Below are 17,109 nucleotides of genomic sequence, written 5' to 3'. Positions count from 1 at the left end.
CCTCAATGCGCATTGAGGTGTGGGATGAATCGCGGTCTTAGCTAAATCCCTTGAGAAAGTTCCTTGGAACAGAACATCTCACGAGATTCTTGCTTAACATAACCATTCATCACAGCTAGCTGTAGCTTCATGAAGGCATTTAAGTCTTCCAGTGGATATTTTCTGGTTAGAAGCTGCCGTAGCTTATCTTCTTCTGTCACACTCAAATAGCGAGTTTTGAGTGCTTTTTGTACAACTTCCCTGATATTAGCCATAACACAAGCACCTGTTAAAATCAATTAGCACCTTCGAGGCTGAAAGTCTGGCAAAAGCCAATTGAGACTATCCCTCTACAGTACTTATCACCCCTTTTTAAGCTTTTTAAGCTTTTTATGTTAATGATGTAGAGGACAGTTAATCTGTGTACAATGGAACATTGTACATTGTACTGATATGGTGTCTTTGGTTAGGTAAGGGCGTCGCCAGCATCACCAAGCTTCTGTTAGCAGGGCTGTTTTAGGTGATTACGGTATTATCTCATTCTGAATCTTGATATTCTGTAGCATTGGTTACAGAACACTGTTCACATAATCCAAAAAATTCCAAGGTATGGTAAAAAATAGTGAATTGATAAGAATTTTGCAACTTCTTCTGTAATTGAGGTATGGGACATTCCTCAATGGGAATAGACATGCCACAATTGAGACAAGTGAGGTGATGTTGATCCTCTTGTACACCACTGTAGAGGGATTCTCCACTACCAAGAGTCCGGACTTGCACCATTCCTTCCAGTTTTAAAGCATCCAAAGCGCGGTAAACTGTAGCCAAACCCATAGATTGCTTACGTTTGCGCAGCTCGACATAAAGATCTTGGGCCGACATAGCCCGATTCAAGGTTGTGAGCAGTTTCAGAATTCGCTCTTGGGAGCGGGTGCGTTGGCCTTTCATTAATCTTTTTTTAATATCCTAGAAATTTTTTGATGTTAATGGTGCTTGTTGGTTCAAACTGTAAAGAAGGATTAATGATCAACGGATCATGAGCAATAATGATCGCGGCTGTGCCCAAATCCCAGGATTAGGCTAGCCCTAGTTACACGCTGTGGCAGCTAAAAAAAATACTAGCTCAAAAAATACTAGCTCAAAAAAATACTAGTTGCTCAGTAACCTATCAGTAACCTAATTGATAGACTTTTTTAATCCTTGATCGTTCATCCTTGATATTATATCCATTATCATTATACAGTGAAAGGGGAGAGTTGTGATTAAAAAATATCAGGCTTCTATTTATGTTACACTTAGAAATTCCGTATTGGATCCAGCCGGTGTAGCTGTTGAGTCAGGACTGAAGCAGCTAGGCTACGAGAGTGTAGAACAGGTGCGTATTGGTAAATATATCGAACTGAGGCTGAGTGCTGCTAATGAAGATACGGCGCGAGAGCAATTGAATCAGATCTGCGACCAGCTCTTAGCCAACCCAGTTATTGAAAATTATCGCTTTGAATTGGTTGAGATGTCAGCACAACTAGGAGTGGAAGCATGAAATTTGGGGTGGTGGTCTTTCCTGGGTCAAACTGCGATCGCGATATGGCCTATGTTACAACTAGCTTACTCCAATGTCCAACCAGGATGGTTTGGCATCAAGAAACCGATATTTCTGACTTAGATGTGGTGGTACTCCCTGGGGGCTTTAGCTATGGGGATTACCTGCGCTGTGGCGCAATTGCTCAGTTTTCTCCAGTGATGCCAATGGTGGTAGACCATGCTAAACAGGGTAAATTTGTCTTGGGCATTTGTAATGGCTTCCAGATGCTGACCGAAATGGGGATGTTACCAGGGGCATTAGTCAGAAATCGGGACTTACATTTTATTTGCGATCGCGTTCCAGTTAAAGTAGAGCGCAATGATTTATATTGGACTACAGCTTATCACCCAGGAGAAATTATAAGTCTACCTATTGCCCATGGTGAAGGGCGCTACTACGCTGATGCTGAAACTCTCAAAGCTCTCGAAGACAATGGTCAAGTATTGTTTCGTTACGCTACTGTTTCAGGAGAGATAGAGACAATAGGTAATCCCAATGGTTCCCTAAATAACATTGCCGGAATTTGTGATACCACTGGCAAAATTTTGGGTATGATGCCCCATCCAGAACGAGCAGCTGATCCGATGTTAGGCAATATCGATGGGATGAGATTGTTTCAGAGTTTGTTAAAGACTTTTAACAATTGCTAGTGTTTTCAATACCACAAATTACCGATAACCGCGACCGCTACATGGGTCGCCTAAACGTTATATGTGTGCCACAGATTCCAATTATACCGGATCTGGTTGACTGAGAAATATTGCCAGAAACTTCAGTTTAGTATTTTTGAAATTGGTCGCTGTAAATGCGGGAAAGGGTATTTTTAAAAGCAAAAGGAAGCAGAGGTTAGCCCTTGACTGGACGGCAAGTCTTTGTTCAAGTTTATCGTTATAATTAATTAAATAAAAAATTCCAAGTCTAAAATATAAAATCCGATCAGATAAGAAGATGCCTGAAACTCACTTCCAGATTGAATGGCCTGATGGTTATCAGGAACTTTGCTATTCTCCTTCTCTAGTAGTCAAGAAATATTTTAATGCTGAGCAAGACTATTCTCTGTCGGAATTTGTGGCACTATCTCGAACTGCGCTTAACGATGGTAGTGATCGCGTCAAAGCTCAATTTGGTTTCTCTTGTAGCAAAGCACTAGGACAACTGAAGCAAATAGAAGACACAGCTAAGAAGTATAGTAATCTATCTGAACCAAAAGTGCGATTACTTAAATTTATCGATGTCCAACCCACAGAATAATTCAATAAAAATTGATGCAAGCCACTTCTGCTCCAGACTCCACTACTATCCTCGCTGGCTTCCATGCTCTTTCCGATCCCCTGCGCCTGGCAGTGATTGAGCTACTGAGATCGCAAGAGTTGTGTGTTTGTGATTTATGCGATCGCTTAAATGTCCAGCAATCAAAACTATCATTTCACCTCAAAACCCTTAAACAAGCTGGTTTGATTCGCCCCCGCCAACAGGGAAGGTGGATGTACTACAGCCTGAATTTGCCCCAGTTTGTGGTTTTAGAGCAATATTTGGCAGAATTTCGTCGCACAGCTGTGATGGTACCTACCCGTAGTTGTTGCTCAGACTAGCTTAGGGTCTAGACTGCTTTTGATGTACCTAATACCATTAGCCCAATACCATTAGCCAATTCAGCCGATGGCTTAACTATTGTTTAAGCAATAAATCAATTTTTTTTGATATATTAGGATTAACTAATTAGTAAAACAGGAGGGTTCTTCATGGCTACTCTCAAAACTCATGTCTCCCTGAATGTCACTGACCTTCACAAATCTGTCACCTTTTACCAGGCAATGTTTGGTGTATCTCCAGTTAAATACAAAGCTGACTACGCCAAATTTGATTTGGCAAATCCGCCCCTCAATCTCACCCTAGAACTAAACCCCAACATGGACTCTGGTGGGACATTATCTCATCTAGGTGTACAGGTTGAAACGACAGAAGACGTACAAGCTCAGATCAAGCGTTTTCAAGCTGCAGGACTAGAGGTGTTAGAGGAAAAGAACACTCACTGTTGCTATGCCATCCAGGATAAAGTTTGGGTAAGTGACCCAGATGGTAACCGCTGGGAAGTATTTGTGGTGAACGTCGAAGATACTTCACCCGAGATGAATCTCAAGATTACCGACAATTCTCAGCAGGAATCCAATACTGTGACATCCTCCTGCTGTGGATAAATTAAATCACCTTTAAATGAGAATCCGCAAACTGATACCCAAACAAACTCTCGGGCCCTTAATATCCCATTGCTGGCGAGAGGCAGTAACTGAAGGCATGGCTACATTTATCTTAGTCTTTTTTGGCACTGGTGCTGTCATGGTTAATCACATCACTAGTGGAGCCTTAACTCATCTGGGCGTCAGTTTTGTTTTTGGAGCAGTGGTCGCTGCTTTAATCTATGCCACAGGACATATTAGCGATGCCCATATTAACCCAGCTGTGACTCTTGCTTTCTGGGCTAGTGGCTTTTTTCCCGCTCGCAAGGTGTTACCTTATATCCTGGCTCAATGCATTGGTGCGATCGCTGCTTCAACATTACTGTTGTTGACACTGGGGTATGTTGCTGATCTTGGCGCAACTCTGCCTCTACAAGGGAACTGGTTTCAATCCTTAGTCCTGGAAGTAGTACTCACCTTTATCTTAATGTTTGTCATCTTAGGCTCTGGTCTCGACCGCCGTGCTCCCATTGGCTTTGCTGGTTTGGCTATTGGCTTAACCGTAGCATTAGAAGCAGCTTGCTTCGGACCAATTACCGGTGCCAGCATGAATCCAGCCCGTTCATTGGGGCCAGCTGTAGTAGCTGGAATTTGGCAACATCAATGGATTTATTGGGTTGCCCCAATTGTAGGAGCGCAATTAGCTGTGATTGCCTATCGGCAACTTTCCCATGGATTTAGGGATATTCAATAAAACCATAGCTAGCTAAAAATTAACAACTAAAAACTAACAACTAAAAACTAACAAATTACTATGAAACAAATCATGTTTGTTTGTAAAAGAAATTCCTGCCGCTCTCAAATGGCGGAGGGGTTTGCTAGAACCTTAGGAGAAGGAAAGATTTCTGTTACTAGTTCTGGACTAGAAGCAAGCCGAGTTCATCCTACAGCAATTCAAGTAATGGATGAAATTAATATAGATATTAGAGACCAGACGTCTAATCCTTTAAAGGATTTCAAGGCTGAAGACTATGATGCTGTAATTTCCTTGTGCGGCTGTGGTGTTAATTTACCAGAAGCCTGGGTATTACGAGATGTGTTTGAAGATTGGCAGCTTGATGATCCTGATGGGCAACTACTAGAGACGTTTCGCCGTGTCCGAGATGAAATTAAAGAACGAGTAGCTAAGTTAGTGGAAACATTGAGCTAATTAGTTTAGCAAAGGGAACAGGGACTTCGGAGCAGGGAGTAGGGAACAGGGAACAAACATTCTCTCAATTGATTTAGGATTGCTATTGATTTACAGTTGATTGGACTTTGGAAAAAATTTTATGTTCTGTCTTTAGTATCCTTATCTATAAGACGATATCACCGGTCAATTCCGTCCAATTTTTTGAGTTATGCCCGATGTTTTCAAAATCGGGTCATAACTCAAAAAAAAGGGACTCTACCGAACATAGTGTGTATAAAACCGCGCTTTCTGAAAGCATTATTATGCTGTTATTCGCTTAACAAAACTACATAATGGTTTGATGAGTGATCGCTAAATCACAAGGGTTTCAGCGTGTGAAGTTATATTTCGCCAACAGCATCGCGATAGCGTAAGCCAACACAAATGTTCTTGGGCGTTATTACCAAACCATCGTTTGACCCAATTCATTACGCAAATTAATTACTGAACTTTCTCTACAAACACTCACAGGACAAACGTCGAATACATAGACAGCATCTCCATCAGGGGCACAAAGTAAAACGAACATTGCATCTTTACCCTGCATTCGACCTTCTACACCAGACATTCGCAAACGTCTTACAGTTCCGTTTTGTAACTTTCCTGCAGCTTCGTACTTTTTGAATTTTTCGAGTGCTTTTAATTCACAAGCTGTCCGGCTAGTTGTGCTAACAGCTGACCAACCAGAACCAGTACCCCAGGTAGGTCTTTCTGCCCTAGCTGCTCTAGGAAGGAATGCCGTTAATAGTCCCGAGGCAATAAGTGGAATTATAAGAGTAGTAGATAAACGTGTAGACATAATACAAAAAGTCTATTTTTGATTGGAATTATTATATCTACTAGTTTAAAGTAGATCACTAACAGTTCTGTATTAATAAATGTAACAACAAGGCTAATTATTATTTATTATTGTGCCACAAGCGTTTTGGCAGGGTAAGCGCAAGAATCAATAAGCTGTAGCTTATTGAGAAAAAAAGGGCATTATTATCAACAAGCCAACTCTATTGAGAATAAAGTTCTACCAGATTATAGGGGTTTCGAGCCACGCTCAACCGATATCCAGCCAATGCACATTATGGGCAATTTTTTCTTGCGCTTACCCTGAAGCGTTTTGGCTGTGCTTACAAAACTTTACAAAGAGCCCAAAACTTGTGTCCGACTACTTATAGTAATACTAGTTATCTAGTAATTATTTGATACTTTACATTACTATTGTCCTCGGGACTGTTTTGGATAAAATAAAATAAACGGTGAGCTAACTCTAATTTAGTGCAGCGATTAATCTGTTGATGCCGTCCTGTTTTATCAATCAAAATTGCCTGGTTGGTATCACTGCCAAAACCAGCGTTTGGTTTGTCAACTGGGTTAGCTACAATTGCATCCAATCGCTTTTTGTTTAATTTTTGTAACGCAGGTTTGATAATATCTCCAGTCTGTGCTGCAAATCCAACTAAGTACTGATGGGGCTGTTTCAGTCGTCCCAATTCAGCTAGGATATCTGGCACCGGTTTTAGGGGTAGAGCAGCAGGAAGTCCATGCTTCGGTATCTTCATATCCTGGTAGATTCCGGGGGTTACATCTGCTACCGCTGCTGCCATCACAATCAAATCAGCATTGGGAAAATCTGCTAGCATTGCCCGATGCATCTCAGTAGCACTAACTACTGGAACTGTCCGGATACCCATCGGTGCTTCCCAAGTAGCCGGTCCATGAACTAGGGTGACAACTGCTCCCCGATTTCTGGCAGCTTGGGCTAGGGCTAGTCCCATCTTGCCTGTGGCGGGATTCCCGATAAAGCGTACTGGATCTATATATTCCCGAGTGCCACCAGTACTGATTAAGACTTGTTTACCGGTTAAGTCTCGTTTGCCACCAGTGTACAGCAGGGATTGGATAGAGGCGATTATCTCCTCTGGTTCTGCCATCCGTCCTGCACCAATGCGATCGCATGCTAACCGTCCTGCTGTTGGACCAACACTATGATACCTGGGGTCACTTAACAGCTGTTGCCAATTTCGTTGCACTGACTGCTGCTTCCACATATCTGTATTCATCGCTGGTGCCAACAAAATAGGGCAACTAGACGCTAGAACCGTATTGGTTAGTAAGTTATCTGCTAAGCCATAAGCCAACTTACCTAAGGTATTAGCGGTCAGAGGAGCAATCACCAATACTTCTGCCCATTCCCCTAATTCAATATGCACCGGGCGTTCGTGCTTTGCTTGCCAGAATACGTTGTCTGTATAAGCTGGATGGCGAGAGAGGGTACTTAGAGTCAAAGGAGTGATAAATTTTTCAGCTCCCTGGGTTAGAATTACCCTTACTTCAGTGACCGCCTTAAATAGGGTAGAAACAACCTCACAAACTTTATAGGCAGCGATGCCCCCACATACACCAATTAAAACTTTTCTACCCTTATTCACGCCTCGTCGTAAGCTTCTATGTCCAGTAAGTAGATATAGGGTTCTGCTAACTCTGGACGCTGAAACGCCAGTGCCCGCAGCAGATGCCAATCTTTGAGTCCTTCAAATGCGCTAGAGTAATCATCCAGCTCTAGACGTGCAGCCAACTTGGCAACGTCCTCTGCACTGAGAGCGTTAAGGTCACGTTGGGAAATGGTCGTAGTTGCCATCACTCACGCCTCTCTTGGTTAGCTTTTTTGTTAACAGTTGTACTTCTTCGACAACTTTACTTATATTATCCCTATTTAGTTACACAACTGAGTATAGATAATACCAGCTTTAGGGTGAAGTATTCGTAAATTTTTTATCAGTTTTTAGGGGTCATTTGTATGGAGGCTTACCATAGAAATACAAATTATCCACAAACTAGCTGTAAGTAGTCAGTTATTATTAGTTATTATTAAAGCCCCTTTCCCAATCAGAAATTGTCAAAATAAAAGTAGAGTGACTTTTCTATGAACTCTTATGGTTATGACTGCTACCCTTACCACATCCCAATCGATTGAATCCTGGTTGGGTGATGAAGCCGAAAGCCTGCTTAGTTACAAGGCAAAGCTGAGGAAAGAGTTATTGCATCTCCCTGGCCCTGATTGGGTGGCACGGATTTTTGGAAATAGCGATCGCTATTGCCAAGTGCTCCGCAGTCTCCAGCAGTTTTATTCAACTGGACTACTGCTGATCGTTGGTTCATTGATAGTCTAGCCTCTTTGATCAGTAGGCTCAGATGGGTGATAGCACCTCAAGTAGCACCATCTGTAGCCAATTAGCTGAGGGCTGAATGCTTACAACAAACCCCACAACAGAAGCAAGTGGGGTTTGTATGACTAATTATTGTAGCTAATTAGATTGTGAGGCAAACTAAACTAGCTTTTTCTTAAGGGTTAAACCAGTACCTAAAGCACCTAAGGCCAATAATCCCAGCCCTGAAACAGGTTCTGGTACAGTGGTCAAATTAGCAAAAAACACTAAATCCGGGTCATCCAACCCTGCTTCGCTCCCCAGTATGTAGGTTGGATCACGATTAATCGGGTCTTCAGCAGCAAACCCAGTCCCACCAGTATAGGGGTTTCCTTGGGCCAACTCAAAGTTTACTCGGGTATCTATATAAACAAAGTATTCTGCTGATACGTCAGCCAGTTTGAGCCCATTTTCAGCAAATTTATATGTACCGTTACTGACTGAGGTACTACTCCCCAATAAACCATTTACTCCTACCGTTTGACTGGATAAATCAGCAGGAATACCTGTGAATCGCGAGTCAAAGACATAGGCAATACCCGAATTTTGAGTGCCTAGGGTAAATGAGTTTAACAAAACCGAACCGGATGTGGGAGCTGTGCCACTCCCCGCATCACCTGGTACATTGGGCGTAAAACTTTGACCCGGAAATGGCAAATCTATGATTTCTCCTGGTGGGAAAAAGTCGGCTACAAATAAACCACCAGTGCTATTTCCTACAGAAAAAGTCGCTGCACTCACCGGTTCTAAAGCAGTGGCTTGTAAAGCAACTGAGGTTCCTAAAACAACAACTGCTGCTCGAATGAAAGGGACTGATTTTTCTTTCATCGACTTTGAGGTAGTCATATGCTGGTTAATTAAGTGGTATATTTTTGATATCAAAAAATACTATGAGGTTAAATGACATGAATCTACTTAACCCCCTATTTCTTTACGGAATTAGGCATTTTTACTAACTCACGTTAATTACATAGATTAATACCAAATCAGTTTGCTTTTGATAAAGATTCAGTAAAGTTTCAGACCAGTAGAGATTTAGCATACTACGTCTCTACTTTTTGCTCAGTAAGGAAATTGATCTGACGACGAACCGGGCTAGGATCCTCATGATTTGGTAATTATTCTGACTTGTGGTACAAAAAAAACGGTCTCAATTATCAACAAGACCGCTCCATCAAAACAATGCTGACTCAATGTATACTAAGTCTGGAATAGCAAAAATTTTTCTCAGAATACACTACTTGGAAAGCCCGATAACTTACCAAATATAACACTAAGACATAAACTTACGACATCATACTTTCCTTGAAAGGGAAAGGGGAACAAGGAATCTCGGATCAGTAAAATATCTTAATTTATAACCGTAGTGTGTTTGCCAATTACCAATTACTAATTACCAATTACTAATTAGCAATTACCAATTACCAATTAGAAGTAGTTGGGAGAATTGGTAACATAAAATCTCCCATCTCTTGCCACACTCGACCCACTCTCAATCAGTGAAAGGTTTAAGGCTTAACGAGCTTTACCTTCTGCCCTTGAGCCTTGTTTGGCAGCAATTTCCTGCATCAAAATCTGAAACGCTTTGGCATACTGAGCATCTTCCAAGGTGCCAACTTTGTCACGATTTTTCTGCAAGTCTTTACGCTGTTCATCCGAAAGCTCAAACACAATATCTGGTTCAATTCCAGACTTATTAATATCGCGACCACTAGGGGTAAGGTACTTAGCAATAGTTACTGCCAGACCTGAGCCATCTCCAAGCCCTCGGACGGATTGGACTAGGCCCTTACCAAAAGTCTTAGTTCCTACCAATATGGCACGTTGATTGTCTTGTAAAGCACCCGAAAGAATTTCGCTAGCACTGGCTGAACCACCATCCACCAGTACCACTAATGGTTTATTAGTCAGAGAGCGATTAATTGCTTTCTGGTATTCGGCTTTGCCGATTCGATTAACTGTTGACACAATCGTACCAGAATCAAACCACATCCGAGCAATTTCAATGCTGGCATAAAGTAGCCCCCCAGGGTTAGAGCGGAGATCTAAAACATAGCCACTAACGTTCTGATCTTCTAACTTTCGGATTGCTTCCCCCATCTCCTTGGCCGCGTTAGCACTAAATTGAGAAAGGCGAATGTAGCCGATGCCATAACCATCTGAAGTTTCCCGATAGCTATACTTTACAGGGTGGATTTCAATCCTAGCTCGTGTGATCGGATAGTCTACTACCTTTTGGCCTCGCTGAATGGTCAAAGTCACGGAAGTCCCTGGCTTGCCTCGGATCAGTTGTACTGCATCGTTGACATCCATACCTTCGGTACTCTTGCCATCAATTTTGATAATGATATCCTTCGCCAGGATTCCCGCTTTAAAAGCTGGGGTATCTTCAATGGGGGAAATCACCATCAACTTTTTTGTTTCCTCATCCAGGGCAATCTGAATACCTACACCAGTTAATTCCCCAGATGTATCAATCTGCATATTCTTGAACTCTTCGGGATCCATAAACCGGGTGTAAGGATCGTCCAAGGGCTCTAGCATTTCCCGGATTGCCTTGTAGGCTTGTTCCTTGCTGCTGTAAGACCGATTCAGATAATCTTGGCGAACTTCTTCCCAATCAACCTGGTTGAAGGTAGCATCTACATACCTGCGGTTAATAATTTGCCAAACTTCATCAACTAGCTCCTTAGGACTCTCGCGAAAGAAAGCCTGACTTTGAGATAGATGAAGACCAGCTCCTGTAACTGCTACAGTTGTTAGGACTACTGCTGTCGCACCAAGAACCAGGCCACGTTTTGTAATTACCATAATCCTTTCGCTTAAGGTCGGGAAACTAATGCAAAGGAGCTAAGTTAAATCTAACGAACGGGGATGCCAGACAGCTCCTATGCAAATCAATCTGAGACTGACACCCCCTTGTTCAATTTTGGGTAGTCTAACCCTTTTAAGATACCCCTATGGCTATAGCCTTTTAGGGGTCATCTGTGTTGTTGATTAGGGTCGTGAGGATATTATTTATCCATACTAACCTCATTAGCTAATCAGGCCATCATACCACCACACCACACCACCATAATCCCATCTAGCTAGGATTTCAAGAAATAACCTATCCTGACTAAGGATAAGGAAGCTGGGGGTATCAGTCCCATATTATTAATTTTCCTCCCACCCAACTTCCCCTCCGGAAAATTATTGTGGTCATTGGTTTTCATCGTTAGTTGTTCAATGATTACCTATTCACCATTTCCCAGTCTAACATTACCGCTTCGAACCTACTAATTATTCGATTTTATATAGCTGTTTGTCATCAGCTGACAAAGTTGGCGATCGCTTTCTCTGACCTCTGGGTTGTTTTGGAGATAATTTCTTAGCCAGTGGCAGCTTTTATCTAGCAGATCGTCTAAATTCAAATTCCAAATGGCCACTGTCCCATCTTCACTAGCCACTGCCAAGGCTGTTCCATCATGGCTCCAGCTAAGATTTGTGACGCGATGCTCACCAGCTTTCAACGTTTTGATCAGGGTGTCGTCGAAGCGCCATAGCTGAACCTGGTTGTCCCAGCTGCTGGTTGCCAAAATTTTGCCCTTGGGGCTAAAACGGACTTTTGCCACACTATCAGTATGGCCTTTGAGGGTTGATTGTAAAGTGCCATCTTTGCGCCAGAGTTTCAGTGTGTTATCATAACTAGCGGTTGCCAAGAACTTGTTGTCAGGTGAGAAGCTGACATCCAAAACCCAATTGCGATGACCTGGTAGTGTTTTCAGGAGTTTCCCATCAGCACTCCACAGCTTTACAGTTTTATCATCACTGGCCGATGCCAATCGCTTACTATCCTGGCTAAACTTAACTGCATTAACCCGCTCACTATGACCACTGAGGGTATGAATCAATTTACCAGTGCGATCCCAAATTTTGACTGTCCTGTCCCGACTGGCAGACGCGAGCCGCTTCGAGTCAGGACTAAAACTAACATTCAATACCCAGTCCTGATGTGCTTTTATTGTCTTAATCAAAGTACCGCTACGATGCCAGAGTTTCACGGTGCCATCTCGACTACCGGAGGCAATTAGCTCACCATCAGCACTCAAACTAATGCTATAGACCAGATCATGATGCCCTGTCAAGGTTTGGAGCAGCTTACCGTTGCGATCCCAAAGCTTAACAGTTCTGTCATTACTAGCTGTGGCAATCTGTTGAGAGTCTGGAGAAAAGGTTACATCCTGTACATCATCTTGATGCCCTCTTAAAATCACGTGAGACTGATTAATACTACTCCAGAGCTTGATAGTTTTATCGTGGCTGGCTGAAGCCAGAATCAGTTGGTCAGTTTGAGGGTTGGATGGTTGTAGAGGGATATGAGAATTGCTGTGGGCTAGGTTGTCTTGAGAACTAAAGGGCTCAGTAGGACTGAAACTGACAGCACTAACCCCATCGCTGTGTCCCTTAAAGGTGTTTATTAAAGTGCCTTCACGGTTCCATAGCCGCACGGTATTATCATCACTGGCAGAGGCAATCAGCTGACCATCAGCACTGAAAGCAACACCTAGGACCCATCGCTGATGCTTGGGAAAGGTTTTGATTAGTTTGCCATTGGTACTCCACAACCTGACCGTTTGATCGTCGCTAGCGGAGGCAATTAACTGACTATCTGGACTAAATACTACACAGTTAACCTGAGCGCTATGTCCTCTAAGAGTATTTAGCAATGTTCCCGATTGACTCCACAGCTTAATGGTGTTATCCGCACTAGCAGAAGCAATGATCTTGCCATCTCTACTAAAGCTTACCGACCGCACTACACCCCGGTGACCGGAAAAGGTTTTAATTAATTGGCCATCAACGGTCCATAATCGAATTTTCTTATCTTTGCCAGCTGCAGCAATCATCTGGCCATCTTGACTAAAACTGACACTGTATATATGACCAGCATCAGTGGTAATTGTTCTGACTAGCTCCCCAGTTTGACGCCATAGTCTGACTGTGCCATCCCAGCTACTAGAGGCAATTAACTGACTATCTGCACTAAACGATACGCTGGTTACACTATCTTGATGACCTTCAATTGTTTGGATTAACTTGCCATCAGGATGCCACAGTTTTACCGTTTTATCGCGGCTGGTGGAGGCAATAAACTGACCATCTGGGGAAAAACTGATGCTCGAAACAATATCACTATGTCCTTCCAGTCGATTGTGTTCGGAAACTGAATAAACTGCCTGGGACAGAGCTGTGATTACTTGTAGACGGGTATCTGCCTCTACTGTTCGAGATGGTAGATATTGCTGCTCTTCCTGCTGTAGTTTTTTTGCGGCTCTTAACCCTTCGAGCAAAGCATCAAAGGTTTTATTGGACACGAAAAGAGCTTCTGAAGAGGCACTCAGCGCACTAAGCATAGCATTGATTCGTTGAGCTTCGGCTCGCCATCTCAACCCACCATTGGTCACTGCTAAAACTGCCATCACTGTGCTAATGGCAATGGCACGCAATCGTTGTTTACGAACCCGCAACAGTTGACTCTCACTTTGTTTTAGCCGTACTTTAATATTAGATTGGGTACGTTGCTTATATTTTTGACGAATCGGTAGAACTAGATAATCATGAATTAGCTGATATCGGTTTTGTGGTGTTTCTGGCACTCGGAAGACTAAACCAGAACCTACCAAAATTTCCAAAATCAAGGGGATTTGAGTTAGTGTGGCGTTGTTACCATTGGAGACTGCTAACTCAGCTTGGGTTTTTAAGGGACGGGTACCTCGTTGATCGGTTAAGGAGAATAAAACCTCCCAGACGGCATCTTCATTCTCTGGCCCACAATCATAGATAATTTGGGAAAGCGATCGCTCTACTAGAACTGTCTTGGGGTCATCTCCCAAAGCTCGGTATCCTGGAAGGGTAGTAATTTTTTCCGCTTGTAGCTGAGCACCCACGACTTGTAACTCAATTAAGCGCACCACTCCCGTATTGGTGACTAAATCCTTTAGCAGTGCCTCGATTAGAGCAGGTTCTAACTTCAACTGAGATACTGCTGTTAAGGAGTGAATAACGTTTTTGGCATTCTCTGGGGACAGATCCCCTAAGTGATAACGCAGCTTCTGATCCAGGATATTGTTGTTAATGACACTGAGATCCTTATAGCGCTCAAATTCCAACAAGTAATGTAGATAATCTTCTCGCATAGACAAGATTATTTTTACAAAGGGGAGATTGAGAGCCTGGGCTAAAAAATCATAAAACTGATGCCGTTGCCCTAAGTCGGTGGCAAGGAAAAAAAATTCTTCAAACTGGTCAAAAATCAGGACGGTTAATAAGTTATGCTGGGAACACCGATACAACTTATCGAGAATGGCTTTCGCCGTAAGCGTTCCCTTGGGGTAGGTTGTTCGCCCTAGGCGTTCCCTTGGGGTTGGTTGAACGGTTGAAGGTGAAAGGTTGGCATCTTTAAACTTGAAGAGGACTGTACTTGCTAATTCAAGGTCTAGACGTTTTTCCAGCTCACCGAGCCAATTCCTGTAAACCGTTTGCACCACCGTCAAAGTTTGTCTAGCACCAATAATTCTGGAGCTAAGTGCAGGAAGTAAACCAGCATTAATCAGGGAACTCTTGCCAACCCCAGAAGTCCCGTGAATCACGGTTAGTTTGTGGTCATTGCGGCTAATGCGTTCGAGCAGGCTATTGACATCGGTTTGACGTCCAGCGGCTGCAATTTCTAGGGCTGATGGACAAAAACCTTTCTTGGTAATCGTTGCATCAATTTCTCGACTTGGCCCGACACTCTGTAACGGAGCCATACCAGCAAAGGTAGAAAACCTAAACTGTTGTTCTATCAAGCGTTTTTGTTGCTTAAGTTCAAAGCCTCGTTGGTATGCTTTTTGCTCGAAGTAGAGCGTACGCAATTCCTCCAACAGTTCCATGAACAGCTGAGGCTGCTGCTGTAGAGGATTGGGCTCGATAGTTTTGAGGTTTATGGCTTGTTCAAGATAATTAATCGCAGATTTTGGCTTGCCCAGCTGACGCACAGATCTAGCCGCTAGCAGCAGATAGGAACCTCGGTGGCAAAGCTTTTGAGCGTTGAGAGTCGGCTGATATGTCTCCAGAGTACCCACAGCTGTGAGGGCTAAGTCTATAGCACGGTTCCAATGGGATTGCTCATAGGCAACTGTTGCCAAAAAGCCATAGGCTCGAGAGAGCTGAACTGGTTTATCTTGAGTTTGAGGCTGTGCCAGAAACGCTAGCGCTAAAGCTTCTAATTCTGTCCAATTTTCCAGGTGTTGTAGGACTTCTCCCAGTTTTATGGTCAACTGAGCCACCAAGTCCAAGCGTCCTGTTGTAGTAAACACCTCAATGGCAGTACAGAAGCTTTTCTGGGCTTGCTCCCACTGATGGCAACCGATGGAGCCTTGCAACTGGGCTTGACGGCAATAGCACAAGCCGATGTGATAGAACACTAAACCAAGCCGTTCTAAACCTGAAGGGGTGAGGGGGGGATGAGAGAAGGGGGGGATTGAGTGCTTAGTTTGTCCGAGACGTTGGTCGAAACAGTTACCTGTGTCCCTTTTGCCCTCTTTTCTCTTCCTCGAAGCTCTGGCTTGGATAGTTGTAAATCCCTTTACCTGTTTAACCGGTTTATAATATTGTTCATGTGAATGGGGAGCCTCACTGCACAACCAGCCTGCCCATTCTCCTATATCCTGTTGCCAAAAATTTAGACTCTGCTGATAATGCTCCAAGGCCAGATTAATCTGGTCATTTTCAAAGGCATCTCGCCCTAGAATAAAGTGCTTGCTAGCTAGTAGGACAGAATCTACGCTGATGTCATGAGATTGCAAATCCTGTAATGCCCACTCAAATTCTTGGCGTCGGGGGCAATCGGAAGCTAAAGAAAGCACCTTGTTGGGCAAAAACTCTCCCAAGTCTTTAGCCAAAATACTGGCAAAAATTTCATCTGTGGTCTTGTAACATAAAGCGAGTAATTGGTCAATGGTAAGTTCAAACCGAATCGAGGTAGTAGCCCAATTTTTAAAATATGGAGCAAGCCTGATCAACTTTTGAAGTCCCTTGTCAGTTACCCATACCACTAAGGGACAGGTTAAGCATTTGGGCAATTCATCTCGCACCTGGTTAGCTGAAAGTAGTACCTGGTTGATGCCATCAACTGACTCTAGACCCGATACCATTAGGGCAGATGTTGTCCCATACTGTTGGGTGGTAAAAATATTACTAAATAGAGTTTGACTAGACTTGTTAAGAATTAGCTCACCTATGGTGAGCTCTGTAATTTCTCGAACATACTGCCATATTTGCTTCCTAAATAACTCGTAGTTGCATCGCACCAAAATCAGTGCAAATTCTCCTTGGGAGAACATTATTGCCCGGGATAGGCTTAATAGAGAGCGAGCACTGTATGGGGCTAGTGTTTCTGGGGGATTTTGCTGCTTCATGTCACTAACCTTTTGACCCCTACTGGTACAGAAATTCCCTATTACTAGGGTGATTTACCCTCTAGATAGTAAGATTACTATCAGAACTTATCGGTAAGTATGGGTTTTCACTTATAAAAAACAATAAGCATAATCAGGTCTTACTCAAGAAAAACGTCTATCATAATTACCTTGATAAATAGTTCAGTAATTACTACTACTTAGTTGATAAATATATTTAATTAAAATTATTAATAGCAATGATAAATTCACTTATTTCTCCTCAAGTCCCTAGCCGGGATATCAGTGATTTCCCGGAATTTTTCATTTTTTATAGTGGGGTGGAACTATATAGCAATTCTCATAGCTATGAGGTACACAATTTCGGGATTTTAGGTAATAGGTAATAGGTAATAGGTAATAGGTAATAGGTAATAGGTAATAGGTAATAGGTAATAGGTAATAGGTAATAGGTAATAGGTAATAGGTAATAGGTAATAGGTAATAGGTAATAGGTAAT

The 17,109-nt window shown here is 42.8% G+C and carries 15 protein-coding genes and 1 pseudogene; 8 read left to right on the top strand and 8 right to left on the bottom strand.

Going from position 1 to position 17,109, the window contains the following annotated elements; genetic code table 11:
* Positions 1–41 precede the first annotated feature (41 nt).
* Together F6K64_RS32665 and F6K64_RS32660 are read right to left on the bottom strand one after the other, a co-directional pair.
* Positions 42–254 carry a hypothetical protein gene (locus F6K64_RS32665; RefSeq protein WP_008186537.1) on the bottom strand — a complete coding sequence of 71 codons (213 nt, stop codon included), beginning with the start codon at positions 252–254 and terminating at the stop codon, positions 42–44.
* 262 nt (positions 255–516) lie between these two features.
* Complete coding sequence (locus F6K64_RS32660; protein WP_008186534.1) at positions 517–927, bottom strand: Fur family transcriptional regulator; 411 nt, start codon at positions 925–927, stop codon at positions 517–519.
* A gap of 310 nt (positions 928–1,237) precedes the next feature.
* On the opposite strand from F6K64_RS32660, the gene purS reads away from it, so the two are divergent.
* The 7 genes from purS to arsC all read left to right on the top strand — a co-directional run bounded on the left by purS (position 1,238) and on the right by arsC (position 4,948).
* The gene (gene purS / locus F6K64_RS32655; RefSeq protein ID WP_008186532.1) at positions 1,238–1,519 is read left to right on the top strand and encodes a phosphoribosylformylglycinamidine synthase subunit PurS; all 282 of its coding nucleotides are present in this window, start codon (positions 1,238–1,240) and stop codon (positions 1,517–1,519) included.
* Positions 1,516–2,211, top strand: coding sequence for a phosphoribosylformylglycinamidine synthase subunit PurQ (gene purQ / locus F6K64_RS32650; protein ID WP_008186529.1), 696 nt, complete (start codon positions 1,516–1,518; stop codon positions 2,209–2,211). The genes purS and purQ overlap by 4 nt, the downstream gene beginning before the upstream one ends.
* A 298-nt stretch (positions 2,212–2,509) precedes the next feature.
* On the top strand, positions 2,510–2,812 hold the full coding sequence (locus tag F6K64_RS32645) for an MSMEG_0570 family nitrogen starvation response protein (protein WP_008186527.1): 303 nt from the start codon (positions 2,510–2,512) through the stop codon (positions 2,810–2,812).
* A 14-nt stretch (positions 2,813–2,826) separates the two neighbouring features.
* The gene (locus F6K64_RS32640; protein WP_008186524.1) at positions 2,827–3,153 is read left to right on the top strand and encodes an ArsR/SmtB family transcription factor; all 327 of its coding nucleotides are present in this window, start codon (positions 2,827–2,829) and stop codon (positions 3,151–3,153) included.
* Between the two features lie 150 nt (positions 3,154–3,303).
* Positions 3,304–3,759 (top strand): ArsI/CadI family heavy metal resistance metalloenzyme, encoded by a 456-nt coding sequence (locus F6K64_RS32635; RefSeq protein ID WP_008186521.1) that lies wholly within the window; start codon positions 3,304–3,306, stop codon positions 3,757–3,759.
* A gap of 16 nt (positions 3,760–3,775) precedes the next feature.
* Positions 3,776–4,492: an MIP/aquaporin family protein gene (locus tag F6K64_RS32630; protein WP_008186520.1), complete on the top strand. Its 717-nt coding sequence runs from the start codon at positions 3,776–3,778 to the stop codon at positions 4,490–4,492.
* 60 nt (positions 4,493–4,552) lie between these two features.
* Positions 4,553–4,948 (top strand): arsenate reductase, glutathione/glutaredoxin type, encoded by a 396-nt coding sequence (gene arsC / locus F6K64_RS32625; RefSeq protein WP_008186517.1) that lies wholly within the window; start codon positions 4,553–4,555, stop codon positions 4,946–4,948.
* Between the two features lie 421 nt (positions 4,949–5,369).
* On the opposite strand, the gene F6K64_RS32620 is transcribed toward arsC, so the two are convergent.
* From F6K64_RS32620 to isiD, 3 genes are all read right to left on the bottom strand, one after another.
* Positions 5,370–5,768: a hypothetical protein gene (locus F6K64_RS32620; protein WP_008186515.1), complete on the bottom strand. Its 399-nt coding sequence runs from the start codon at positions 5,766–5,768 to the stop codon at positions 5,370–5,372.
* Positions 5,769–6,147: 379 nt separating this feature from the next.
* Positions 6,148–7,392, bottom strand: coding sequence for a bifunctional phosphopantothenoylcysteine decarboxylase/phosphopantothenate--cysteine ligase CoaBC (gene coaBC / locus F6K64_RS32615; protein WP_008186514.1), 1,245 nt, complete (start codon positions 7,390–7,392; stop codon positions 6,148–6,150).
* The gene (isiD, locus tag F6K64_RS32610) at positions 7,389–7,601 is read right to left on the bottom strand and encodes a protein IsiD (protein ID WP_008186512.1); all 213 of its coding nucleotides are present in this window, start codon (positions 7,599–7,601) and stop codon (positions 7,389–7,391) included. Before isiD ends, coaBC begins: the two co-directional genes overlap by 4 nt.
* 301 nt (positions 7,602–7,902) lie before the next feature.
* On the opposite strand from isiD, the pseudogene F6K64_RS32605 reads away from it, so the two are divergent.
* A pseudogene (locus F6K64_RS32605) lies at positions 7,903–8,130 on the top strand (class I fructose-bisphosphate aldolase); the annotation flags it as partial.
* 159 nt (positions 8,131–8,289) lie between these two features.
* On the opposite strand, the gene F6K64_RS32600 reads toward F6K64_RS32605, so the two are convergent.
* The 3 genes from F6K64_RS32600 to F6K64_RS32590 form a co-directional block, all read right to left on the bottom strand.
* Complete coding sequence (locus tag F6K64_RS32600) at positions 8,290–8,997, bottom strand: hypothetical protein (protein WP_008186510.1); 708 nt, start codon at positions 8,995–8,997, stop codon at positions 8,290–8,292.
* 687 nt (positions 8,998–9,684) lie between these two features.
* Entirely contained in the window at positions 9,685–10,980 is a 1,296-nt protein-coding gene (ctpC, locus tag F6K64_RS32595; RefSeq protein ID WP_008186509.1) for a carboxyl-terminal processing protease CtpC, read from the bottom strand.
* A gap of 467 nt (positions 10,981–11,447) precedes the next feature.
* The gene (locus F6K64_RS32590) at positions 11,448–16,610 is read right to left on the bottom strand and encodes a WD40 domain-containing protein (protein WP_008186508.1); all 5,163 of its coding nucleotides are present in this window, start codon (positions 16,608–16,610) and stop codon (positions 11,448–11,450) included.
* Between the last annotated feature and the right edge of the window lie 499 nt (positions 16,611–17,109).

Source organism: Moorena sp. SIO3A2, from assembly GCF_010672265.1.
GTDB lineage: Bacteria > Cyanobacteriota > Cyanobacteriia > Cyanobacteriales > Coleofasciculaceae > Moorena > Moorena producens.
The sequence above is the reverse complement of the archived record's forward strand: the minus strand, read 5'-3'. Positions and strand labels throughout refer to the sequence as shown.

Coding starts and splice junctions, on each gene's coding strand:
- F6K64_RS32635 (WP_008186521.1), top strand. CDS start 3,304: ATGGCTACTCTCAAAACTCATGTCTCCCTGAATGTCACTGACCTTCAC.
- F6K64_RS32590 (WP_008186508.1), bottom strand. CDS start 16,610: ATGAAGCAGCAAAATCCCCCAGAAACACTAGCCCCATACAGTGCTCGC.
- F6K64_RS32600 (WP_008186510.1), bottom strand. CDS start 8,997: ATGAAAGAAAAATCAGTCCCTTTCATTCGAGCAGCAGTTGTTGTTTTA.
- F6K64_RS32665 (WP_008186537.1), bottom strand. CDS start 254: ATGGCTAATATCAGGGAAGTTGTACAAAAAGCACTCAAAACTCGCTAT.
- F6K64_RS32620 (WP_008186515.1), bottom strand. CDS start 5,768: ATGTCTACACGTTTATCTACTACTCTTATAATTCCACTTATTGCCTCG.
- ctpC (WP_008186509.1), bottom strand. CDS start 10,980: ATGGTAATTACAAAACGTGGCCTGGTTCTTGGTGCGACAGCAGTAGTC.
- F6K64_RS32660 (WP_008186534.1), bottom strand. CDS start 927: ATGAAAGGCCAACGCACCCGCTCCCAAGAGCGAATTCTGAAACTGCTC.
- arsC (WP_008186517.1), top strand. CDS start 4,553: ATGAAACAAATCATGTTTGTTTGTAAAAGAAATTCCTGCCGCTCTCAA.
- F6K64_RS32630 (WP_008186520.1), top strand. CDS start 3,776: ATGAGAATCCGCAAACTGATACCCAAACAAACTCTCGGGCCCTTAATA.
- F6K64_RS32640 (WP_008186524.1), top strand. CDS start 2,827: ATGCAAGCCACTTCTGCTCCAGACTCCACTACTATCCTCGCTGGCTTC.
- F6K64_RS32645 (WP_008186527.1), top strand. CDS start 2,510: ATGCCTGAAACTCACTTCCAGATTGAATGGCCTGATGGTTATCAGGAA.
- purQ (WP_008186529.1), top strand. CDS start 1,516: ATGAAATTTGGGGTGGTGGTCTTTCCTGGGTCAAACTGCGATCGCGAT.
- isiD (WP_008186512.1), bottom strand. CDS start 7,601: ATGGCAACTACGACCATTTCCCAACGTGACCTTAACGCTCTCAGTGCA.